General features: G+C 62.8%; 25 protein-coding genes and 1 tRNA gene. 10 read left to right on the top strand and 16 right to left on the bottom strand.

Annotated elements, in window-relative coordinates; translation table 11 throughout:
* Positions 1 to 90 precede the first annotated feature (90 nt).
* The gene (locus tag BLR34_RS04750) at positions 91 to 711 is read left to right on the top strand and encodes a TetR/AcrR family transcriptional regulator (RefSeq protein WP_092699964.1); all 621 of its coding nucleotides are present in this window, start codon (positions 91 to 93) and stop codon (positions 709 to 711) included.
* A 163-nt stretch (positions 712 to 874) separates the two neighbouring features.
* Here BLR34_RS04750 and BLR34_RS04745 read toward each other — a convergent pair.
* A tRNA-Arg gene (locus BLR34_RS04745) sits at positions 875 to 947 on the bottom strand.
* An 85-nt stretch (positions 948 to 1,032) separates the two neighbouring features.
* On the opposite strand from BLR34_RS04745, the gene hisC reads away from it, so the two are divergent.
* From hisC to BLR34_RS04730, 3 genes are read left to right on the top strand one after another with little or no spacing between them, the layout of a single operon-like run.
* The gene (gene hisC / locus BLR34_RS04740; protein WP_092699962.1) at positions 1,033 to 2,106 is read left to right on the top strand and encodes a histidinol-phosphate transaminase; all 1,074 of its coding nucleotides are present in this window, start codon (positions 1,033 to 1,035) and stop codon (positions 2,104 to 2,106) included.
* Positions 2,103 to 2,627, top strand: coding sequence for an adenylate kinase family protein (locus BLR34_RS04735; RefSeq protein ID WP_092699960.1), 525 nt, complete (start codon positions 2,103 to 2,105; stop codon positions 2,625 to 2,627). Before hisC ends, BLR34_RS04735 begins: the two co-directional genes overlap by 4 nt.
* The gene (locus tag BLR34_RS04730; protein ID WP_092699958.1) at positions 2,624 to 3,232 is read left to right on the top strand and encodes a CDP-alcohol phosphatidyltransferase family protein; all 609 of its coding nucleotides are present in this window, start codon (positions 2,624 to 2,626) and stop codon (positions 3,230 to 3,232) included. Before BLR34_RS04735 ends, BLR34_RS04730 begins: the two co-directional genes overlap by 4 nt.
* Here BLR34_RS04730 and BLR34_RS04725 read toward each other — a convergent pair.
* The gene (locus tag BLR34_RS04725; protein ID WP_092699956.1) at positions 3,208 to 3,804 is read right to left on the bottom strand and encodes a DJ-1/PfpI family protein; all 597 of its coding nucleotides are present in this window, start codon (positions 3,802 to 3,804) and stop codon (positions 3,208 to 3,210) included. The genes BLR34_RS04730 and BLR34_RS04725 overlap by 25 nt on opposite strands.
* 87 nt (positions 3,805 to 3,891) lie before the next feature.
* On the opposite strand from BLR34_RS04725, the gene BLR34_RS04720 reads away from it, so the two are divergent.
* Entirely contained in the window at positions 3,892 to 4,422 is a 531-nt protein-coding gene (locus BLR34_RS04720) for a multiprotein bridging factor aMBF1 (protein ID WP_092699954.1), read from the top strand.
* Here BLR34_RS04720 and BLR34_RS04715 read toward each other — a convergent pair whose 3' ends face one another.
* The 3 genes from BLR34_RS04715 to BLR34_RS04705 all read right to left on the bottom strand — a co-directional run bounded on the left by BLR34_RS04715 (position 4,423) and on the right by BLR34_RS04705 (position 7,718).
* Positions 4,423 to 4,983, bottom strand: a complete 561-nt coding sequence (locus tag BLR34_RS04715; protein WP_092699952.1) for a response regulator — start codon at positions 4,981 to 4,983, stop codon at positions 4,423 to 4,425. It lies immediately after the preceding gene.
* A 51-nt stretch (positions 4,984 to 5,034) separates the two neighbouring features.
* On the bottom strand, positions 5,035 to 7,452 hold the full coding sequence (locus BLR34_RS04710; RefSeq protein ID WP_092699950.1) for a heavy metal translocating P-type ATPase: 2,418 nt from the start codon (positions 7,450 to 7,452) through the stop codon (positions 5,035 to 5,037).
* A gap of 65 nt (positions 7,453 to 7,517) precedes the next feature.
* Positions 7,518 to 7,718: a DUF8131 family protein gene (locus BLR34_RS04705; protein WP_092699948.1), complete on the bottom strand. Its 201-nt coding sequence runs from the start codon at positions 7,716 to 7,718 to the stop codon at positions 7,518 to 7,520.
* A 111-nt stretch (positions 7,719 to 7,829) separates the two neighbouring features.
* Here BLR34_RS04705 and BLR34_RS04700 point away from each other — a divergent pair, with 111 nt between their 5' ends.
* From BLR34_RS04700 to BLR34_RS04680, 5 genes are read left to right on the top strand one after another with little or no spacing between them, the layout of a single operon-like run.
* Positions 7,830 to 8,018, top strand: a complete 189-nt coding sequence (locus tag BLR34_RS04700; protein ID WP_092699946.1) for a hypothetical protein — start codon at positions 7,830 to 7,832, stop codon at positions 8,016 to 8,018.
* A gap of 2 nt (positions 8,019 to 8,020) precedes the next feature.
* Positions 8,021 to 8,521, top strand: coding sequence for a cytochrome c oxidase subunit II (locus BLR34_RS04695; RefSeq protein ID WP_092699944.1), 501 nt, complete (start codon positions 8,021 to 8,023; stop codon positions 8,519 to 8,521).
* A complete protein-coding gene (locus BLR34_RS04690) occupies positions 8,518 to 10,239 on the top strand; it encodes a b(o/a)3-type cytochrome-c oxidase subunit 1 (RefSeq protein ID WP_092699942.1) in 1,722 nt (573 codons plus the stop codon). Before BLR34_RS04695 ends, BLR34_RS04690 begins: the two co-directional genes overlap by 4 nt.
* A complete protein-coding gene (locus tag BLR34_RS04685; protein WP_092699939.1) occupies positions 10,236 to 10,442 on the top strand; it encodes a hypothetical protein in 207 nt (68 codons plus the stop codon). The genes BLR34_RS04690 and BLR34_RS04685 overlap by 4 nt, the downstream gene beginning before the upstream one ends.
* Positions 10,443 to 10,454: 12 nt before the next feature.
* Positions 10,455 to 11,144: a DUF7546 family protein gene (locus tag BLR34_RS04680; protein WP_092699936.1), complete on the top strand. Its 690-nt coding sequence runs from the start codon at positions 10,455 to 10,457 to the stop codon at positions 11,142 to 11,144.
* Here the strand turns inward: BLR34_RS04680 and fen are convergent.
* The 11 genes from fen to BLR34_RS04630 all read right to left on the bottom strand — a co-directional run bounded on the left by fen (position 11,109) and on the right by BLR34_RS04630 (position 19,716).
* Positions 11,109 to 12,086, bottom strand: coding sequence for a flap endonuclease-1 (gene fen / locus BLR34_RS04675; protein WP_092699934.1), 978 nt, complete (start codon positions 12,084 to 12,086; stop codon positions 11,109 to 11,111). The two genes, BLR34_RS04680 and fen, sit on opposite strands and share 36 nt — an antisense overlap.
* An 82-nt stretch (positions 12,087 to 12,168) precedes the next feature.
* A complete protein-coding gene (locus tag BLR34_RS16875) occupies positions 12,169 to 12,327 on the bottom strand; it encodes a DUF8143 family protein (protein ID WP_176765237.1) in 159 nt (52 codons plus the stop codon).
* Positions 12,324 to 12,536 carry a zinc ribbon domain-containing protein gene (locus BLR34_RS04670; protein WP_092699931.1) on the bottom strand — a complete coding sequence of 71 codons (213 nt, stop codon included), beginning with the start codon at positions 12,534 to 12,536 and terminating at the stop codon, positions 12,324 to 12,326. The genes BLR34_RS16875 and BLR34_RS04670 overlap by 4 nt, the downstream gene beginning before the upstream one ends.
* A gap of 62 nt (positions 12,537 to 12,598) precedes the next feature.
* On the bottom strand, positions 12,599 to 14,407 hold the full coding sequence (locus BLR34_RS04665) for a Na(+)/H(+) antiporter subunit D (RefSeq protein WP_092699929.1): 1,809 nt from the start codon (positions 14,405 to 14,407) through the stop codon (positions 12,599 to 12,601).
* On the bottom strand, positions 14,407 to 16,056 hold the full coding sequence (locus BLR34_RS04660; RefSeq protein WP_092699927.1) for a proton-conducting transporter transmembrane domain-containing protein: 1,650 nt from the start codon (positions 16,054 to 16,056) through the stop codon (positions 14,407 to 14,409). The genes BLR34_RS04665 and BLR34_RS04660 overlap by 1 nt, the downstream gene beginning before the upstream one ends.
* Complete coding sequence (locus BLR34_RS04655; protein ID WP_092699925.1) at positions 16,053 to 17,663, bottom strand: proton-conducting transporter transmembrane domain-containing protein; 1,611 nt, start codon at positions 17,661 to 17,663, stop codon at positions 16,053 to 16,055. Before BLR34_RS04655 ends, BLR34_RS04660 begins: the two co-directional genes overlap by 4 nt.
* On the bottom strand, positions 17,656 to 18,087 hold the full coding sequence (locus BLR34_RS04650) for a cation:proton antiporter subunit C (protein ID WP_218120842.1): 432 nt from the start codon (positions 18,085 to 18,087) through the stop codon (positions 17,656 to 17,658). Before BLR34_RS04650 ends, BLR34_RS04655 begins: the two co-directional genes overlap by 8 nt.
* Positions 18,080 to 18,580, bottom strand: a complete 501-nt coding sequence (locus BLR34_RS04645) for an MnhB domain-containing protein (protein WP_092699923.1) — start codon at positions 18,578 to 18,580, stop codon at positions 18,080 to 18,082. The genes BLR34_RS04650 and BLR34_RS04645 overlap by 8 nt, the downstream gene beginning before the upstream one ends.
* On the bottom strand, positions 18,573 to 19,118 hold the full coding sequence (locus BLR34_RS04640; protein ID WP_092699920.1) for a DUF4040 domain-containing protein: 546 nt from the start codon (positions 19,116 to 19,118) through the stop codon (positions 18,573 to 18,575). The genes BLR34_RS04645 and BLR34_RS04640 overlap by 8 nt, the downstream gene beginning before the upstream one ends.
* A complete protein-coding gene (gene mnhG / locus BLR34_RS04635; protein ID WP_092699918.1) occupies positions 19,115 to 19,486 on the bottom strand; it encodes a monovalent cation/H(+) antiporter subunit G in 372 nt (123 codons plus the stop codon). The genes BLR34_RS04640 and mnhG overlap by 4 nt, the downstream gene beginning before the upstream one ends.
* Complete coding sequence (locus BLR34_RS04630; RefSeq protein ID WP_218120844.1) at positions 19,486 to 19,716, bottom strand: cation:proton antiporter; 231 nt, start codon at positions 19,714 to 19,716, stop codon at positions 19,486 to 19,488. The genes mnhG and BLR34_RS04630 overlap by 1 nt, the downstream gene beginning before the upstream one ends.
* Positions 19,717 to 19,727 lie beyond the last annotated feature (11 nt).

Here is a 19,727-nt window from a genome sequence, read left to right as displayed (position 1 = left end):
GCTCTGCTAGATGGGTCTCAACGAACGGGCAGTACTCGTCTCGATAGAGAAGGGTGCCAGCCGACGCAGGACCAGGGGTGATACAGAACGATGAACGACTCCGTCTCGTTTTTCGAGGAGCCCGAAGATACGCGCGAAGAGATACTGAAAGCCACCTACGAGGCCTTCTGTGAACACGGGTACAGCGATATCACAATTCAGAAAATTAGCGATAAGTTTCCAAAGAGCAAGTCGCTGCTGTATCACCACTACGACGGAAAAGACGAACTCCTGCTCGACTTTCTGGAGTTCATGCTCAGTCAGGCCGAAGAGCAGTTTCCACTCCGGACCGGCGAAGGGGCCGACGAGCACATCGAGCTGGTGCTCGATACGATGTTTCTGTCCGGTGGCATCTTGACCGACGAAGATTTCTCGCGAGCGATGGTCGAACTCCGGGCCGAAGCCGCACACGACGAGCGATACCGAGAGTATTTCACTCGCACCGACCGGTTCACATCCAGACACGTCGAATATCTAATCAGGTCTGGTATCGAGCAAGGCGTGTTCCAGGAGGTGGACCCCGAAGAAACTGCGGCCATGTTTCAGGTTATGTTCGTCGGTACGGCGACACAGAAAGTCACCAGCAACGAGTCGGTACTCGAAGCGTGCCGGAGTGAGTTCGAGCGATATATCCGAAACTGCCTCCTCCGAGACGACACAGACGCCGACTGACTCCTCTTTGTGGAGGCAAGTCTCAAACTACCCTGACGGTTCGGTCGTCGCTCCCCCCTACACAGCCGTGGCGGGATTCGACCCTCTGTCGGACGTGTTCGCTGCGCTCGAGCTCCCTACTTCGAATTCCGTCCATGCCGGTTCGCTCACGATGTTCGCTACACGGGCGTGGCGGGATTCGAACCCGCGATCGAGGGGTTAGGAACCCCTCGCCCTATCCGCTAGGCCACACGCCCTGGCCGAGGCTGGGTACCGCGGTGAAAAAATCGTTTTCATCCCGGGATAACCACGCTTAAGAACGGTCGAACGTATCCTTCGGGCATGGAACCACGGGACCTGTCGGAGCACGTCCCCTACCGGGCGGGACGGGGCATCGACGAAGTCGCGCGCGACCTCGGGCTCGACCCCGACGAACTCGTCAAACTGTCCTCGAACGAGAACCCTTTCGGCCCCAGTCCGCGGGCCATCGAGGCAGTTCAGTCGGCCGCCGAGTCAGTCCACACCTATCCAAAGGCAGCACATACTGACCTTGCGGCTGCGCTGGCCGACCGGTGGGATGTGGAGACTGAACAGATTTGGCTCGGTCCCGGCGGCGACGGTGTCTTCGATTACTTCGGGCGGGCCTTCCTCGACCCAGGGGAGAGGGTACTCGTTCCCGAGCCGGGGTTTGCGTACTACGCGATGAGTGCCCGGTACCACGACGGCGTCGTCGACAACTACACGCTCTCGAAGGCTGAGGACTTCGCACAGACGCCCGAGACGGTGCTTGCGGCCTACGACGACCACCGGATTATCTACCTGACGACGCCACACAACCCCACTGGCTCCGAGATGTCCTACGAAGACATCGAAACGGTGGCTCAGGAGACAGACGAGGAAACACTCGTCATTGTCGATGAAGCATACGCCGAGTTTACCGATGCACCGCCGGCTCGCGACCTGGTCGAAGAACGCGACGATGTGGCAATCCTTCGAACCTTCTCGAAGGTGTATGGCCTTGCAGGTCTCAGGGTGGGCTACGGGTTGGTCCCGGAGTCTTGGGCCGACGCCTACGACCGCGTGAACACTCCCTTTGCCGTGAACCTGCCCGCCTGCCGGGCCGGGCTTGCAGCACTCGAAGACGACGAACACGTCGAGAAGACCGTCGAAACGGCGCGGTGGGCGCGAGAGTATATCCACGACACGCTCGACGCACCGACTTGGGAGAGCGGTGGGAACTTCGTCCTCGCAGAAGTCGGCGACGCCGAACGCGTCGCTGCCGAGGCACAGAAGGAGGGAATCATCATCCGAGACTGCTCCAGTTTCGGCCTTCCCGAGTGCATCCGCATCACCTGTGGCACCCGCGAGAGCACGCCCGAGGCCGTCGACACGCTGAACGAGGTGATTGATAGGTGAGAGTCGCCGTCACCGGGACGCCCGGCACGGGGAAGACCACGGCCGTCGAGCGGCTGGCGGCTGCTGGCGACCTCGACGAGTCGATGTCGGTGGTCCACCTCAACGATGTCATCGACCGGGAGTCGCTCACGACAGGGTACGACGAGGAACGCGAGTCGGCAATCGTCGACTTCGAGGCCGTCAGTGAGTGGCTGGCCGGCCGCGAGAACGTTGTCTTCGAATCACATCTCGCTCACCACTTCGACGCCGACCGCGTTGTCGTCTGTCGCTGCCATCCCGAGACACTGGAGGAACGCCTCGCACAGCGGGATAAACAAGCGGAGTCACGGGCCGAAAACGCCGAAAGCGAAGCCCTCGATGTCGTCCTCACCGAGGCTGTCGAGACACACGGCACAGACAGGGTCTACGAGATAGCGACGACAGACCTGTCGCCCGAGGCGGTCGCACGCGAGATTACCGCCGTCGTCGACGGACGCCGCGAACCCAGTGCGGGCACTGTCTCGTACACTGAGTACCTATGACACTGAGTGCGTTCAGGGACCTTGCCGACCGGATGATGCAGCCTCTGGTGACGGGAGCGGTGCGGGTAGGGCTAACGCCGAATCTGGTCAGCGTGGTCGCCATCCTTGTCGCGGGTGCAGCCGGCGGCGCGTTCGCACTTGCGGGAGACCGGCCGGTTCTCTACCTGCTCGGAGCCGTTCTGGTCGTTCTCAACGGTATCCTCGACCTGCTTGACGGCGGGCTGGCGCGCGAACTCGGTGTCGAATCGCTCTCGGGTGATATGTTCGACCACGTGCTTGACCGTTATGCCGATATCCTCATCGTCGGTGGACTCGCGACCGGCATCGAGAACTACCTCCTCGGGTTCGTGGCCGTCACGGGCGTGTTGATGACCTCGTATCTCGGCACGCAGGCAGAGGCCGTCGGCATCGAGCGAGTCTACGGCGGCCTGCTCGGACGCGCGGACAGACTCGCACTCGTGACTGCGGTTACGCTCCTCGCTCCCTTCGTCGAGATGACTGTGTTCGACGTGGGTCTCGTCGGCTTACTTCTGATTGTCTTCGCTGTCGTCGGTCACCTGACCGCTGCCCAGCGATTCTACTACTCGATGCAGGAACTGTCCTGAGGCTCGTACTCCATCGTTTCGGCGACGCGCTTGGCTATCTCTGTGCCGAACTCTCGTCCGACTAGGTGCAGTGCGAGGTCTATGCCAGACGTGATGCCACCAGCAGTCACTATGTCGCCGTCATCGACGACACGCTGGGCAACTATCTCGGCACCGCTCGCGTCGAGGTCCGCACGCGCCGAGTGATGAGTGATAGCCGGCCGACCGTCAGTGAGGCCCGCCTTCGCGAGTAACATCGCGCCGGTACAGACCGAGGCGACTACGGCTCCCTGTTCGTGATAGGTCGCGAGCGCCTCGGGAATCTCCCCACGCTCGTACTCACCACGCGCACTCGCCGTGCGCTCAGTCGACCAGCCCCCGCCCGGTACGACGACGACATCGGGGGCGTCTGGCACGGCGCCGTCAGGTTTGACGGTGAGGCCGTGTGCTGTCTCGACGGTTTCGGCTGCTTCGAGCGTGTACAGCCCGGCCTGGAGGTCAGCACCGGCACGTTGTGCGTGACTGAACACCTCGAAGGGACCGAACGCATCGAGGTCGTCGAAGCCGTCGTAGACGAGAATGGCAAACTCCATACCGAGACCGGAACGCCGACGCCAAAAGGTGTATCGGAGGTACATCCGAGCACACCATTTATGCGACGGGACATACAAGAGGCAGATATGGTCCAGTGTGAGATGTGCGGGACTGAGACAGCCAGTCCGAACCGCGTCAAGATCGAAGGGGCTGAACTCGATGTCTGTGACGAGTGTACCGAATTCGGGACCGAAGTCAAGACTGACTCCGGATCGTCCTCGACGTCGACGAAATACTCGACGAGTAGTTCGAGTTCCTCTGACTCGAGCAGTTCTACCAGCACCGGTGGCACCTCTACGGGTGGCGGCCGCCGCCGCGATATCTACGACGAGATGGACGAGATAGCGCCAGACTACGACGAGCGCATCCGAAACGCTCGTGAGAGCGCCGGCCTGACACAGGACGAGCTCGCCAAACAGCTCAACGAGAAGGCCAGTCTCATCCGGAAGCTCGAACACGGCGAGACACTTCCTGCAGACGAGGTGCGGGAGAAACTGGAGCGCGGACTCGATATCTCACTGACGACGAGTGGCGGAGGCGACGAGACCGAGTGGGAAAGCGACGACGCTACCGGCGGTTACACGCTCGGCGATGTCGTCGAACGAAAAGATTCCTGACTACCGCGAGCGCTGAAGTCCTTCGGGGTCGAGGTCTGCGGTAATCGAGTCGACTTCGTCTTCTAATGTGTCGATTTCCTCGTTGAGACGTTGGAACTCCTCGCTCTCGCTCAACTGTGCTCGCGTTTTCTCGACTTCGAGGACGTTCCGCTTGAGTTTCTTCGAAGTGAGTTCTTGCATGTGCTCGTTGTACGCTTCGAGTTTGAGCATTCGCTCGACGGTCTGCCGAATATCTTCGTGTGAGACCGGCTTGACGAGGTAATCGTCGATTCTGAGGTCGATAATGTCGAAGTCGGGGTTGACCGCCGTCACCATCGCCACGCGGCATTCGAACCCCTGTTCCTCGATGTGAGCCAGCACTTCGTTTCCGGTGACCACCGGCATCCGCCGGTCGAGTAACACGATATCGACCGTCTCGTCGAGCGTCTCGATGGCCGCTTTGCCGCCGTAGACGACGCTCACTGTAAACTCGTCTTTCAGATACGCGGCGTACATATCTGCGAGGTCCTCCTCGTCTTCGACGATGAGAACATGTGCGTCGCGGTCAAGCGCGTCTGTCACGTGTGTCTGTCTCCATATTATGATACCAACCGTATTAATCCCACCATTGCCTCAGACGCCCTGGGCGTCACCGACGCCCGTGGTCTGTCCAGAAGCGGGGGCGGTCTCCTCTGTTGGCGCCTCGGCCGCGGACCGCGTGTCTGTCGCGTCTGTGGGAGTCCGCGCCGAGTTCACCACGACCAGCAGACTGCTCGTCGCCATTGCCAGGGCCGCAAACAGCGGATTTATGACCTGTGCCAGTGCCAGCGGAATCGCGATCGCGTTGTAGAGAAACGCCCACGCGAGGTTTTCGCGAATCCGGCGCTTTGTCCCGGATGCGATGTCGAAGACCGCAGGGACGCGATGGAGGTCGCCTTCGAGGACGACTGCGTCGGCGGCGTCGGTCGCAAGTTGAGTGCCACTTTCGAGCGCTATCCCCACATCTGCCGCCGCGAGCGCGGGCGCGTCGTTACTGCCGTCACCGACCATCGCGACCGTCTCGGTCGCCGCGAGCCGTCGGACGGTCTCGGCTTTTCCGTCCGGGGGCACGCCCGCGAACACGTCGTCGACCCCCTCGTGGTCGCGGAACCGCTCGACGCCCGCGCCGTCGTCGCCGGTCAACACGACGACGTCACAGTCCTCGAACGACTCCGCGACGACTTCCCAATCTTCTCTCGGGGTGTCGCCGACTCCAACGACCCCGCGAGCACGCTCGTCCCAGCCGACGACGACCGGGACGTTGCCACGCTCGCGGACGGCCGACAGCGGCTCCTCCAGGGACACCGGGACCGTCCAGTCTCGGTCACGAAAGAGCGTCGGATGCCCGACGAGGACCCGCTCGCCGTCGACGACCGCGGAGACCCCGCGGGTCTCAGACTCGAAGGTGTCGAGGTCGACCGACGGACGCGTATCGTCCGCCGTCTCGGCGATCGCCTCTGCAATCGGATGCTCGGCGTACTGTTCGACAGCGCCTGCCCGGGCGAGCAGGTCTGTTTCGTCGCCGTCGATGCTCGTCGCTGTCGTGACTGCCATCTCGCCGTCGGTAATCGTCCCCGTCTTGTCGAGAACGAGCGTGTCGACCTCGCCCGCGTGCTCGAACAGTTCTGGCGTGGCGACGACGATGCCGTTACTCGCTGCCGACTGGAGGCCCGAGGCGACAGCGAGCGGTGTCGCCAACCCGAGCGCACACGGGCAGGAGACGATAAGGACGGTCAGCCCGGTCAGGACTGCGGCCCGCGGGGAAGACCCGGTGAGAAGTAGCCACGCCGCGATACCCGCCCCCAGAACTAACACCAGCGGAACGAACACCGTCGCCAGCCGGTCGGCGACCCGCTGTGCGCCGGGTCGGGTGGCCTGGATGTCCCACAGCAGTTCGACCACACGGTCGAGCGTGCTCTCGCCCTCGGGACCGGCCGTCACCACCAGCGGGGCATCGGTCACCACGGTTCCGCCCCTGACTTCGTCTCCGGGTCGCTTCGTCTCGGGAATCGACTCGCCGGTGACGAGAGACTCGTCGACCGCCGCTGTCCCTTCCTCGACGGTGCCGTCGACGGGAACACGCTCGCCAGGTGCCACACGGAGTCGGTCTCCGGACGAAATCTCCTCGACTGGAATCGTCTCGCCGTCTTCGAGTGTCGCCTCTTCGACCTGGAGTTCCGTCAGGTCCGCGAGCAGGCCCGCGGTCCGACGTTTGATTCGCTCCTCGTAGAAGTTCCCGACGGTCACCGCGAGCACGACGACGATGCTCACGTCATAATAGAAGTCGGTCCCACCGACGAGCAGCCGGGCAGTGCTGTAGGTAAACGCCGCGAGTGCGGCAATCGTCACCAGCAGGTCGACGTTTGGCCGCCCGGCCCGGAGGCTCACGTAGGCCCCCCGAAGCATCGGCCGGCCGGTGTAGAATATGATAATCCCGGTCATAATCGCGAACTGACTGTAGAGATAGAGTCCGTCGAACTGCCCGAACTCGACGACCGGGTCGTAGCCGAAATACGTCGGGTACAAAAAGAGTGCGTACCACGTCATCACCATCATCCCGAAGATGCCACCGACGAGCAGCCGACTCACCGCGCCGGCATCTTGGTAGGGTTGGTCGTCGCGTTTGCGGGCGTGGTACCCCATTCCGGAGACGACATCGAGGAGGTCGCCCTCGGCTCGTTCCTCGGGGTCGTAGACGAGCTTGATCGTCTCTGCCGCGTAGCTTGCCTCGGCGTCGTAGATGCCGTCTCGCCGACAGGCCTCCGATTCGAGGAACACCTCACAGGTCGAGCAGTGCATGCCGTCGACGGCCAGATATGCCGTCTCCGCTGTGTCGGGGTGGGACTGCTCGGTTCGGTCTGTCTCCTGGGTGAGTACCTCCTCTTCGGAGACATCTACGTCGCCGAGTCTGCGGTACACTTCGAGACAGCCACGGCAACAGAATTCCCCGTCTACGTCGGACGCAGTAATGCCGTCCTCGGCCGGCAAGTCACAGAGTGTGCAGGTTGTCATTGACGAACAAGTTTCTCCTCACTCGATTCGACCGGCCCTGTACACTGTCCCGCTGGCGACGGCCATCAGACCGGCAGGCTGTCCTTACCGAGGTCAGTCGGCGCATCGCCAAAGAGGTGATACAGCGACGTGGTGATGAGGACGACGTTCAGTGCAGTGAGCCCAGCGGCGAGAGGCGCAAGCTTCACCGAACCAACCAGGAAGATGCCGACTGGAACCAGTGCCAACAGTGACAGCAAACCGACACGTCGTGGTGAGAGTGCCATTGGTAGCTGTACTCTATGACAGCGTGAGTCTAAAAAAACACCGCTATTCCCAGCGTGTGGGAAACAGGTCGGGGATACTAATTTAAGATGTTCTAACCCACACGACAGACTATGGATTCGGGAACTGAAAGCGCCTCCGCGGACGCATGGGACGGGGAGATTGAGACAGAGATCGGACACGACGAGTACGATCCCTACGGGACGCTGACGCTGATCGGGATTTATTTCGTTATCATTGCGCTCCTGTGGGTCTTCATGTACTTCGTCGAGTTCCTCGGAGAGGGCCCCACGGTGATGTAACTATGGAGATACACAGATACGAGACAATCTGGTTCGCAGCATCGCTCCTGCTCATCGTCGGCTTCATCGGCACGATTACCTACGGCGCTGTCGGCGTCGGTGTCGAGATGGTCGACGACAGCGGTGGAACTGTCGACCCCGATAACCTCGGTAGCCACGAACGGTTCGGTGACACTGGCGTCCACAAGGTGAACGAATCGCATTACGAGGTGAACATGATTGCAGTCCACCCGTCGTTCATCCCCAGTGAAATCGAGATACCCGCCGGAAGTACGGTGACGTTCTACATGACGGCAAGCGACGTTACACACGGATTCAAGTTGGTCGACTCGAATCTCAACACCATGATTATTCCCGGGCAAGTCTCTGAGATAACGGCCGAATTCGACGAGCCCGGCGAGTATGGGTTCGTCTGCCACGAATACTGCGGCAGTCTCCATCACGAGATGGCCGGCAACCTCTCGGTTGTTCCCGAAGACGAGTGGGGAGGTGTTGACTCATGAACCTCTTCGTCGATAGGTATCCGGAAGAGGCGTGGATTGTCCGGGCCGCCCTCGCCAGCTCGTTTCTCGCTCTGTTCCTGGGCGGTATCATGGGGCTGATTCAGGGGCTGCACCGGACTGGCTTCCTCCAGATTGTGCAGGACTCGACGTATTACACCGTCCTGACGCTACACGGCGTCTCGATGGTGCTTCTGTTTACTATTTACTTCCTTGTTGGCTTCTTCCAGTGGGCAGTCACGGACAGCCTCGATAGGTCAGCCGAGGACATCCGGTTCACGAAGCTGTGGTATTTCCTGATGGTGGCCGGCACCGTGATGGCTGCGGCTGCTATCCTCGGTGGCTTCACTGACGCGACGAACCTCGAAGCCGACGTGCTCTATACGTTCTATGCGCCGCTCGAAGCTCACCCTATCTTCTACATCGGCCTCGTCACCTTCGTCATCGGCACGTGGCTCGCCGGTGTCGACTGGTTCCGCTCGTGGTGGGCCTGGAAGAAAGAACACCCCGGTGAGCGGACGCCCCTGCGCGCGTTCATGGTGATGACGACGATGCTCATGTGGTATCTCGCCACTATCGGCGTCGCCGCCGCAATTCTGTTTTTCATCTTGCCGTGGTCGCTCGGTCTCGTCGACAGTGTCAACTCGCTGCTGACGCGGACGCTGTTCTGGTTCTTCGGTCACCCGGTCGTCTACTTCTGGCTGATGCCGGCGTACATGATGTGGTATGTCATCTTGCCGAAGCTGGCCGGCGGTCGGCTGTTCAGTGACCCGCTCGCGCGTATCGTCTTCGTGTTGTTCCTCTTGTTGTCGGTGCCGACCGGGATTCACCACCAGTACGTCGACCCCGGTATCGCGGAAGGGTTCAAGTTCGTCGCGATGACGAACACGATGTTCCTGCTGTTACCCAGTCTGTTGACCGCCTTCACCGTCGTCGCCAGCATGGAACACGGCGCGAGACAGCGCGGCGGCACGGGCCGTCTCGGCTGGCTGCGTTCGCTCCCGTGGAATAAGCCAGCCTTTACCGGGATGGCGCTGGCGGGCCTGATGTTCGCGGCCGCTGGCTTCTCCGGAATGGTCAACGCGGGCATGAACCTGAACTACGTCATTCACAACACCCTCTGGGTGCCCGGTCACTTCCACCTCACCGTCGGTACCGCCGTGGCGCTCACGTTCATGGCCTCGACCTACTGGTTCCTGCCACAGATTACCGGTAACGGGGTCTTCAGCCAGCGCCTCGGCCTCGTGCAGGTTCTCCTCTGGTTCCTCGGTATGGTCTTCATGGGGAACGCGATGCATCGCATCGGGCTCGCCGGTGAGCCACGCCGGACCGCCGAACCGTTCTACGACGGTGTTACCTTCGACACCGCACTCGGCTCGATTAGCGAGCTTCACTTCCAGATTGCGCTTGGCAGCGTGATACTGACGGTGTCACTGCTGTTGTTCATGGCACACCTGTTCCTCTCGTGGTTCGATGTCGCGAGCAACCCTGCACCGGACAACGGCGTGATTCCCGAAGCACTCTCAGGGCCGGAGAACGCACCGATCGTGCTGGAGAATCTCCGCCTGTGGACCGCTATCGCACTGGTCCTGATACTGCTGACCTACGCCCTGCCACTCGCCTCTATCGTCTCGGCCAACGGCTTCTTCGGCTCGGCCGGAACGCTCGTCGGCACGGCCTATGAGTTCGCTGTCAGTCCGTTTGTGGGGGTGGTGGCATGAACCGCCCCAGTCCCGCCGGACTGCTCGTCGCGCTTGCCTTTGGTATCGTCTTCGTCGTCGAGGGGCGGACCGTCCTCGGCATGCTCGGCTTCGAGCTACCACTGTCGGTGTACTTCCCGGTCGCCGGCCTCTTGCTCGTGGCCATGTTCGTCGGCTTGCTCCTGTTGCCGAAAACCAACAGCAAACAGGTCGCGGGCACGTAAGGACACGTCTCTATGAGCACTGTCACACAGAATCCCGGTGTCGACCGCGCGCTCAGGCTGGTGACAGCGCCGCCTGCTCTTGTTGGGCTGGCAGTGCTCGCCGTCGGAACCGCCCTCATTGTCGGGCACGTCGCTGTCACCGGAACGGCGATAGACCCGAGTCGCGCGGTCGTCCCCCTCATCTGGACGGCGCTTTCGGTCTGGTTCGTTCTCTATCTCCGGTACCGCGGACAGGCACCGTCACGACAGTGGACCGCCCTCGCCGTCGGGGTTGGGTACTTCTCTGTTCTCGCCGTGCTTGGTGGCCTCGTCACCCTCGGTGCAGAGACGACCGACGTTGCCGTCGAAGTCGCACCCCCCGGCTGGGGACCCGTGTTGCTTGCATCTTTCCCACCGGTCCAGACAGCACTCATTCCGTTCGAGGTCGTCGGCTATCTGGCCCTTGCCTACGGCGTCTACCGCGCGGTTGCAGCGACCGCCCGCGGCGCGGTGGCCGGCCTGCTGGGGTTGTTCGCTTGCGTGAGCTGTACGCTCCCGCTCGTGGGCGCAGTTGTCGGTGTCCTCACCGGGTCGACGCTCGCGTACCAGCCGGGGTCGCTCTCGTACGACATCTCGACGGCGGTGTTCGTTGCGACAGTTCTCTTGCTCGCGGTCGCGGTTCCGACCTCAGGCCCAGTCTCCGAGGCCGGTCTGGACGAGTGACTGCTCGATACGCTCGAAGCCGCGCTCGACTTCGCCGGCGTCGACCTCCCACGTCTCGGTGACGTACTCGCGGGCGGCTTCCACGTCCGGGTCGATTGTCGTGTCGACGGTCACGTCTTCGACGGCGGGATCGAGAAACAGCGACCGCAGGCGGTCGGCGTTGTCGATGTGCTCGTCTCGCGTCTGAAGCGCACCGAAGAGGTCGCCGTGTTCGGTGACGAGCGAGACGGCTGTCTTCGGCCCGATTCCCGTGATGCCGTCGTTGAAGTCGGTCCCACAGAGGAGCGCAACGTCGACGAGTTGCTCCCAGGTCAGGTCGCGCTCGTCGAGTGTTGCCTCCAGGTCCATCAGCTCCGGGTCGCCGCTGCTGGTGAGCTGTCGAAGGGTGTAGGGTGCGCCAAAGAGCAACGCGTCGTAGTCCTCGGTCCCGGCGTAGTCGACGGTCCCACGACGCGCCATGTGGGCACACTGGGCCTCACCCTCGGCGGGGGCGTCGACAACGGGTACGTCGAGGCGGTCGAGCAGTCCCCTCGTCGTCTCTATGATAGTGTCCGTGAGGCGCTGGGTTCGAGATTCGAGGCGGGCGACTGCGAGTTGGTCGCCTTCCTCGCGGGCCTCCTCGAGCGCTTTCTCGTATTGTTCGCGTTGTTCGCGGCGCTCTTTGACCTCCTCGGCTTTGAGGTCGGTTACTGCGCCGTCGAAGACGAACACCGGCGTCAGGTCGTGTTCGAAGAACTTCGGGAGTCCCTGGACGGCACCGACGAGGTTTGCCACCTCGGTCCCGTCGCTCGTGGTGTATTTCTCGTCGCTGGTCCACTTGACCGTCGTGGTCAGGTAGCGATACAGCCAGTTGTGTGCGTCCACGGCGATGACCGAATCGCCGATATCGCCGAACGATACCTCGCCCAGAACAGCGATATCACGCAAGTCTGCGTTTCCCATTGATTACCTCTGCGGTCGGAACGGCGAAACAGCTTTTGGTCCGCGCGGGCGCTGTGCGGACCCGTCTCCGCGGACTGGGGGATTACTCCCGACTGCGCGTATCGCGCCGGGCGGCCTGTTCTGTGGCCTCTCGGTCCATCGTCTCGCCTTTGTCGTGTTCACTCCGGACGAACAGGTACAACAGGAGCGGAGCGCCGAGCCCGATGAGCAAGGCGAATGCGAAAACGGGCGCGCCCGTCATCCGAGAAAGACATCGACGATATCGCTCGTGCCGCTCGTCGTATCCCGATAGAGTTCGGAGTAGCCACAGTTCAGACACGAGACGACCTTGAACGAGTTGGTCTGGATGTCGAACATCTTCGAGAGGCCGCCGCCGGTCGTCGAAATCTCGCCGACCTCTGTTTCTGTGTGACCACACCTCGGACAGCATTTCTCCGTGTCAGAGACCATAGCGTCGCTTGACACGTCGGTCGCTTACATACCTATGCGCATTTCATCGGAGCCGTGCCAACTCAGAGCACGACGACCAGCACGACAGTCAGGACCGACGCCAACAACAGGATAGAGGTCCCGATACCGGCGCGGATATACAGCCGGGAGGGTGCGCCGCCGTCGGTCTGTGGCTGCTCCTCGGTCCAAGCTGGCTGGAACGACTGTGGCAGGAGCCGGGAGACTCGAAGCACGGCGAGTGTCGGGTTGGCACCGACCCAGTACGTGGCGCTGACGAAACGAACAGCGCCGCGGTCGAGGAGCGCGTACAGTTCCGTTACGCCGACGACCAGAACTCGGCCGCCATAAAAGAACCCGCGGTTGTAGACCGCGTCGATGTCGGGCACTCTGCCGACGTGATGGAGCGGGCCGCGCAGGATTGCGAACCCGACCAGTCCGAGCAAGGCGAGAACGAGACCCTCGGCGACGTGACCGGTGGTGTACGTGGTGTACTCGTAGGCCTCGGCACTCACCGGGAGGATGTCGAACAGCAGGCCCGGCACGAGGCCAAAGAGGACACACAGGCCCGCCACCGATACCATCGCGATGCTCTGGCCGATATTTGCGTCCTCGACCGTCCCGCTGTACTCACCTTCGAGGAAGGCGAAATAGCCCAGTTTGATAAACGAGAGGAAGGTTCCGACACCGCCGATAAGTAGCAGGTACCAGAGTGCTTCGAGGTGTTTCTTGTCTGCGGCACCGATAATCATCCCCTTCGAGACGAAGCCGTTGAAGCCGGGGAACCCGGCGATAGAGAGTGCGGCGACGGCGAAGGTGATTGCCGTCAGGGGCATGTGTCGCCCGAGGCCGCCGATGTGGTCGAGACTCTCTTTGCCTGTGCGGTAGATGATGACGCCGACGGTCATAAAGAGCAGTCCCTTGTAGAGGATGTGGTTGAATACGTGGCCGAACGCGCCGGCGGTCGCCAGTTCGTGGTAGTATTTGCCGCCGTGGCCGATGGCCGCCCCACCAAGCCCCACGCCAGCGACCATGTAGCCGACCTGTGACTGGATGTGATAGGAGAGCAGCCGGCGCATATCCGACTGGAGTAGTGCTGCGAACGCGCCGAAGACAGCCATCGCGCCGCCCATGTAGGCAATCCAGAGGTGGCCGTCGGGGAACGCGCGGTACATCCCGTAGACACCGGTCTTCGTGGTGAACACACAGAGGAAGACACTCGCCGCGAAGTGTGGGCTCGGGTAGGTGTCGGGTAGCCAGGCGTGCAGGCCGACGAAGCCGACGTTGACTCCGATACCGATGGCCGCGAGCGCTGCAGGGACACCAGCGGTGATGCCGCCGCCGGTGAACGCGACGGTCCCGACCTCGGCGTAGTGCCAGACGATAGCGGCGAGAAAGAGGCTGCCGCCGATGCCGTGCAAGACGGCATACCGGAAGCCAGAGCGGACCGCACGCCCGCCGTAGTACCAGACGAGCAGCGTGCTGGTGACCGCCATCAGCTCCCAGAAGAAAATCAGCGTCAGCCAGTCCCCGGCATAAACTGCGCCGAGGCTGGTCCCGACATAGGAGAGGGCAATCGCGGTCTGGCTCCCGTCCGCGTCGCTGGCATACGAGTAGAGGACCGCCGCCGCGCCGATGAAACCGAAGATGAGGCCCATCAGCCTGGAGAACGGGTCGACGTTGTAGACGACGGCGTCGAAGACACCGAACAGGTCGACATCGATGTAGGTCCCCTCCGGAACAATCCAGGAGAGGGCCGCGACCGCACCGGTAGCAAGCACCCCGACGGCGTGACCGGGCGTCCGTGGCAACACGGCCGCCAGCACCGCGGCGACCAACACGAGCGCAAACGGCGGCGCGAGTTCGTACAACATCAGGCAGCCACCCCCTGGACGACACTCTCGATGAGGTCGAGGAAGACCGCCTCGAAGGGAACGACGCCGAGGACGACCGCGCCGGTGGCGATGGCGAGAATCGGGCCGAGCATCAGCCACGACCCCTCACCGCCGGTCCAGCCGACACGGTCCCAGCCGCCCGGCCCCGGACCGCCGTGGTGACCTTCCTCGTGAGCGGTCTCGTCACCGCCGTCGGGAACTGGCTCGCCGTCAGCGAGGTGGCCGCCAAACGGTCCCTCGACAAGAGGCTTCGAATCGGCGCTGTCGTGGGACTCGAAGAAGGCCCCGTAGACGATAGGCCAGAAGTACGCGATGTTGAGCACGCCGGAGATGAGTAAGACGACCGCGAACACGGACTGGCTGGCCTCGACAGCGCCGATGAGGATGAACCACTTGCTGACGAAGCCGGCAACCAGCGGGATGCCTGCCATCCCGGCGGCCGCAACGGCGAAGGCGGCCATCGTCAGCGGCATCCGTTTCCCGATACCGTCCATCTCGCTGATGTAGTCGGTGTGGGTCTCGACGTGGATGATACCGGCACAGAAAAACAGGGTGAGCTTCATGAACGCGTGTGCCGGGATGTGGAGCAGGCCGCCCCGGATGACGTTCTCCAGCCCGGCACCGGCGACGGCGGCCGGTCCAGCGAGCCCGAGCCCGAGCACGATATACGAGAGCTGGCTGATCGTCGAGTACGCCAGCCGGCGCTTGAGCCGGTCGGCCCGGAGCGCGATGATACTCGCGACGGTCAGGGTCACTGCGGCGACGATAGCCAGCACGATGCCGACACCGAGTTCGCCCACGAGTTCAGGGTTGTACACTTCGAGGACGAGTCGGGCGATGCCGAAGACGCCGCTTTTGACGACGGCCACGGCGTGAAGCAGCCCGGAGACCGGCGTCGGCGCGACCATCGCGTCGGGCAGCCAGGAGTGAGCCGGCATCAGTGCGGCCTTGACGCCGAAGCCAGCCGCGAGCAGACCGAAGGCCGCCCGCGCAAGCGCCGTGTTCGCATCCGCGAGGTCGGCGGCCGTCTGGCCGAACTCCGTCGTCCCGGCCATCGCGAACACCAGGGCAGTGCCCGCCAGTACGAGCAGGCCGCCGCCAAAGAAGGTGTAGGCGAGGTACTTCCGGCCGGCGGTCCGCGCCTCTTCGGTCTCGTCGTGGGCGACGAGGGGGTAGGTGGCGACCGAGAGAAGCTCGTAAAAGACGAAAATCGTCAGGAGGTTCTCGGCGAATGCGACGCCGACGGCCGTCGAGAGGCTGGCCGCGAAGGCGGCGAAAAATCGGGTCTGGTTGTGTTCCGAGAGCCCGCGCATATAACCCGCAGCGTAAAAGGCCGTGAAAATCCACAGGAAGCTGGCAAGCAGCGCGAAGACCATCCCCAGCGCGTCGGCCCGAAGCGAGAACTCGATGTCGAAAACGAACTCGCCGAGCGAGGCCTGGTACTCGGTCCCGTCGAGTACACCTGGGACCATGCTCGCGATGATGCCGAACTTGGTCAGGGCCGCGAGTACCGACCACGACTCACGGACGTTCGGGTAACGATGCGACGCGAGAATCAAGACGACCGTGACTGCCGAGACGAGGACGGCAGCCAGCGGCCGGATGTCAGTGACGGCTGCTTCTGTCATGGATGAACCTCCGGCGACGACTCCTGGATTGCTTCGACGAGTGGCTGCACCGCGTCTGTCAACTCAGCCCCCGCGAATCCGAGCCCGACGGCCAGGACGGCCGCGAGCACAGCCAGCGCGACCATTCCATAAGAGACCGAGCCGCCACCGTCGGCGGCGACCGCCGGTCTGGGTTCGGTGTCTGTCTCCGCCGCGAGCGGCGTGAAATACAGCTTCTCCAACAACCGTGCGACGTACAGCAGCGTCAACAGCGTACTCGCGAAGACGACGAACACCAGCGGCCACAGCTCGGCCTCGACGGCTGCGAGTCCGATGTACCACTTGCCGACGAAACCGACAGCAGGCGGCACACCGATGAGACTGAACCCGAGGACTGCGAGACTCCCCGACAGGAACGGGCGCTGCTTTGCGAGGCCGGCGTACTCACGAACGTATCGCGCGCCGGCACTTGAATTCAATGCGCCGATGGCCGCGAACAGCCCGCCCTTGATGACTGCGTGGCCGATGAGGTGGACGACGACGCCGTAGACCGCAAACTGCGTCGCCTGGTCACCCGCCGCGGGATGGACCGCGGTGCCGACAGCCATCACGATGAGGCCGAACTGTGCCACCGAGGAGTAGGCGAACACCCGCTTGACCCGGCGTTGCATCGCTGCGAGCAGGCTCCCGGCGACGACGCTGACTGCCGCGATGGCCAACAAGAGTTCGACAGTCCTGGGGTTGGCCGCGAAAAAGTCCGGTGAGAAGACGACCCAGGTGATGCGAGCCAGCGCGTACGCTGCTGTCGTCGAGACGAGCGCCGAGATGAGCACCGTCACCGAGTCCGGTGACTCGGAGTACGCGTCCGGCTGCCAGGTGTGTAGCGGGAAAATCGCCGCCTTCGTCGCCAGACCGACGGCGATGAAGCCGAAGCTTGCGACGACCAGTGGCTCGCTGTACAGCGCGTTCTCGACCCACGCTGGCTCGCCCGCGAGCACGCGCGAGACATCGACCATATTGAGCGTCCCCGTCCGGACGAACAGGTACCCGACACCGACGAGGTACATCGACGCCCCTGTGGTCCCGATGATGAGGTATTTCAGCGCCGCGACCGCCGACGCCCCGGAGCGGTCGCTCGCGACCAGCGCGTAGGTCATCAGCCCGACGATTTCGAGGAAGACGAACAGATTGAACAGGTCGCCAGTCAACACGAGCCCCATCAGCCCGCCGGTCAACAGCAGATACGCGCTGTAAAAGGCGTTCCGGCGTGGGCCTGCGCGCCGAGCGTACGCGAGTACCGCGAGTGCCACCAGCGCCACCAGAACCACGAGCAGCCCGGAGAGCGCGTCGGCGACCAACTCGATGCCGACGATGAACCCTTCTGTGTCGAACTCGCCGACTGTTACCTCCTTGCGCCCGAAGGTTTCGCCTCCGAGGACGTGGACGACCCGTTGGTCACCGATGTAGACGGCGTATCCCAGCCAGGTCGCTACTGCGGCCTCGACCGACAGCGTGCCGGCCGCGACCGCCCAGCCGACCCGTTCCCGGAACAACCCGAGCACGAGCGGGAGCGTCGCCCCGAGAATCGGGACCACAATCAGCAGAACGGGAAGCAGCTCTTCAGTCATCTGCACGCACCTCCCTGAGCGTCTCCTCGTCGAGTGTGCCGTACTCGCCGTAGATGCGGATTACCAGCGCGAGCCCCACCGCAGTCAGGGCCACGCCGACGACGATGGCCGTCAGCACGATGACCTGCGGGAGCGGGCTGGCGTACGGGTCGTAGGCCACCGCCTTCTTCGGGATAATCGGCGCCTGCCCGCTTTCGCCGCCCGATTCCCCGAGGTAGGCTGTCGAGACGAAAAACAGGAAGATGGCCGACTGGAACAGGTTTAGCCCGATAATCTTCTTGACGAGGTTCGAGCTGGCGACGACCATGTACAGTCCAATTACGAGCAACAGGGCAAAGAGCAGATACGTGTACTGGTTGGTCAGGATATCAGTCACGAGCGGCGTTCCCGTGACCCCCGCCGTTGCCGAGACGAGCCTACTCATCGCTCGACACCTCCTCTGAGACCGAGACCTGCATCGCTCCAGCGGCGAGCAGGAAGAACAGCCCCACGATGACGCCGGCGACGATAGGGGCGACACCGGCGATTTCGATGGCTTCGAGTCCGTACTTGGCCTCGATGCCAAGTTCCGTCTTGTAGCGTTCGTACTCGAGGAAGTTTCCACCGAGTAGTATCGGGACGAGGCCGACCAGCGCGAAGGCAGTGACACCGCCCGCGGCCAGCGCGACGACAGTTCGGTTACGTATCCAGTCCCGCGTTGGCTCGATGCCGAAAGCAAACGCAATCATCAGCACTGTCGCGCCAATGATAGCGCCGCCCTGGAAACTGCCGCCCGGCGAGCCCGAGCCATGAAACATCAGAAAGAGCCCGTAGGTAAAGGCAAATGGCGCGATGACGCGCACTGTCACCATAATTATCTGACTCTCGATGTACGTCGAGCCAGCGTCACCAAGCGGACCCCCGTCGGCGCTACTCACGGGTGAACACCTCCCGGTGGAGGACGGTGAGTGTGGCGATACCGGCGGCGAAGACGACGACGGCCTCGCCGAAGGTATCGAACCCACGGTAGCCGGCCAGGACGGCCGTCACCGCGTTTTCGACGTGGGTGTCGGCGTAGGCGTTCTCGATGTAGTACTGTGTCACCGCCGGATTGTCCCAGATGGGTGCCTCGGCGGACCCGACGGCGGGGAACTCGCTCAGCGTCGACGCCAGCACGAGGAACAACGCTCCGAAGACGACCAGCGCCGACACGTTGGGGCGCTCGAAGCGGGTCTCTAGGTCCGGGCGGCTCGTTTTGACCAGCGCGAGCAACAACAACAGCGTCGTCACACCGGCACCGATTGCGGCCTCTGTCATCGCCACGTCTGGAGCGAGCAGGAAGGCATAGAACAGCGCCATCCCCAGGCTGTATGCGGCAAAGACCACGATAACTGCGAGGATGTCTCGCAAGAGCGCCGTCGCGACTGCTGTCGTCAGGACGAACGCGAACAGTACTGCCTCGAACGCGGATATCATTCGTTCTCACCTCCGTCGGTTTCGACCTTGGAATCACGGTAAAGCTCCTCGTCGGTTCGGTCGTCGTCTGTCGTCCACGGCTCGATACCGTCTTCTTCGGCGGCACGCGAAATGGCGTGTGCGGCCGTCGGATTCGTGACGAAGATGAAAAACAACAGCAATACCGTTTTGTACGAACCCGTTTCGAGGCCGAGCGCGAGCGCGACGGCCGCGAGTGTAAAGCCGGCACCCAGGGTATCCGCCTGTGAGGCGGTGTGTGCCCGGGAGTAGACGTCCGGCAGGCGCAACACGCCCGCCGTCGAGACAAACGTAAAAAACAGGCCGAGGCCGACAAGCACTATCACGGCCACGCTCTGGACGTCGACCATCAGAGGACACCCCCCTGTTCGACGGTGAACTTCGAGATGGCGACCGACATCAGGAAGTTCAACAGCGCATAGACGAGTGCGATATCCAGCAACGATGGCTCACCCAGTGCCGCACCCAGTAACGCGAGGATGACCACGGTGTTGGTTCCGAGCACGTTCACTGCGAGCACCCGGTCCTGGGTCGTCGGCCCTTTGACTGCACGATAGAACATCGCGACCGCGAGCAGCATGAACAGCGCCG

The sequence above is a fragment of the Halovenus aranensis genome (assembly GCF_900100385.1).
Classification (GTDB): domain Archaea; phylum Halobacteriota; class Halobacteria; order Halobacteriales; family Haloarculaceae; genus Halovenus; species Halovenus aranensis.
This window is presented reverse-complemented; position numbering and strand designations above follow the sequence as displayed.

Excerpts from the sequence above, each read along its gene's own strand:
- BLR34_RS04750 (WP_092699964.1), top strand. The coding sequence starts at position 91 with ATGAACGACTCCGTCTCGTTTTTCGAGGAGCCCGAAGATACGCGCGAA.
- hisC (WP_092699962.1), top strand. The coding sequence starts at position 1,033 with ATGGAACCACGGGACCTGTCGGAGCACGTCCCCTACCGGGCGGGACGG.
- BLR34_RS04730 (WP_092699958.1), top strand. The coding sequence starts at position 2,624 with ATGACACTGAGTGCGTTCAGGGACCTTGCCGACCGGATGATGCAGCCT.
- BLR34_RS04725 (WP_092699956.1), bottom strand. The coding sequence starts at position 3,804 with ATGGAGTTTGCCATTCTCGTCTACGACGGCTTCGACGACCTCGATGCG.
- BLR34_RS04720 (WP_092699954.1), top strand. The coding sequence starts at position 3,892 with ATGGTCCAGTGTGAGATGTGCGGGACTGAGACAGCCAGTCCGAACCGC.
- BLR34_RS04710 (WP_092699950.1), bottom strand. The coding sequence starts at position 7,452 with ATGACAACCTGCACACTCTGTGACTTGCCGGCCGAGGACGGCATTACT.
- BLR34_RS04705 (WP_092699948.1), bottom strand. The coding sequence starts at position 7,718 with ATGGCACTCTCACCACGACGTGTCGGTTTGCTGTCACTGTTGGCACTG.
- BLR34_RS04700 (WP_092699946.1), top strand. The coding sequence starts at position 7,830 with ATGGATTCGGGAACTGAAAGCGCCTCCGCGGACGCATGGGACGGGGAG.
- BLR34_RS04695 (WP_092699944.1), top strand. The coding sequence starts at position 8,021 with ATGGAGATACACAGATACGAGACAATCTGGTTCGCAGCATCGCTCCTG.
- BLR34_RS04690 (WP_092699942.1), top strand. The coding sequence starts at position 8,518 with ATGAACCTCTTCGTCGATAGGTATCCGGAAGAGGCGTGGATTGTCCGG.
- BLR34_RS04685 (WP_092699939.1), top strand. The coding sequence starts at position 10,236 with ATGAACCGCCCCAGTCCCGCCGGACTGCTCGTCGCGCTTGCCTTTGGT.
- BLR34_RS04680 (WP_092699936.1), top strand. The coding sequence starts at position 10,455 with ATGAGCACTGTCACACAGAATCCCGGTGTCGACCGCGCGCTCAGGCTG.
- fen (WP_092699934.1), bottom strand. The coding sequence starts at position 12,086 with ATGGGAAACGCAGACTTGCGTGATATCGCTGTTCTGGGCGAGGTATCG.
- BLR34_RS16875 (WP_176765237.1), bottom strand. The coding sequence starts at position 12,327 with ATGACGGGCGCGCCCGTTTTCGCATTCGCCTTGCTCATCGGGCTCGGC.
- BLR34_RS04670 (WP_092699931.1), bottom strand. The coding sequence starts at position 12,536 with ATGGTCTCTGACACGGAGAAATGCTGTCCGAGGTGTGGTCACACAGAA.
- BLR34_RS04665 (WP_092699929.1), bottom strand. The coding sequence starts at position 14,407 with ATGTTGTACGAACTCGCGCCGCCGTTTGCGCTCGTGTTGGTCGCCGCG.
- BLR34_RS04660 (WP_092699927.1), bottom strand. The coding sequence starts at position 16,056 with ATGACAGAAGCAGCCGTCACTGACATCCGGCCGCTGGCTGCCGTCCTC.
- BLR34_RS04655 (WP_092699925.1), bottom strand. The coding sequence starts at position 17,663 with ATGACTGAAGAGCTGCTTCCCGTTCTGCTGATTGTGGTCCCGATTCTC.
- BLR34_RS04650 (WP_218120842.1), bottom strand. The coding sequence starts at position 18,087 with ATGAGTAGGCTCGTCTCGGCAACGGCGGGGGTCACGGGAACGCCGCTC.
- BLR34_RS04640 (WP_092699920.1), bottom strand. The coding sequence starts at position 19,118 with ATGATATCCGCGTTCGAGGCAGTACTGTTCGCGTTCGTCCTGACGACA.
- mnhG (WP_092699918.1), bottom strand. The coding sequence starts at position 19,486 with ATGGTCGACGTCCAGAGCGTGGCCGTGATAGTGCTTGTCGGCCTCGGC.
- BLR34_RS04630 (WP_218120844.1), bottom strand. The coding sequence starts at position 19,716 with ATGCTGCTCGCGGTCGCGATGTTCTATCGTGCAGTCAAAGGGCCGACG.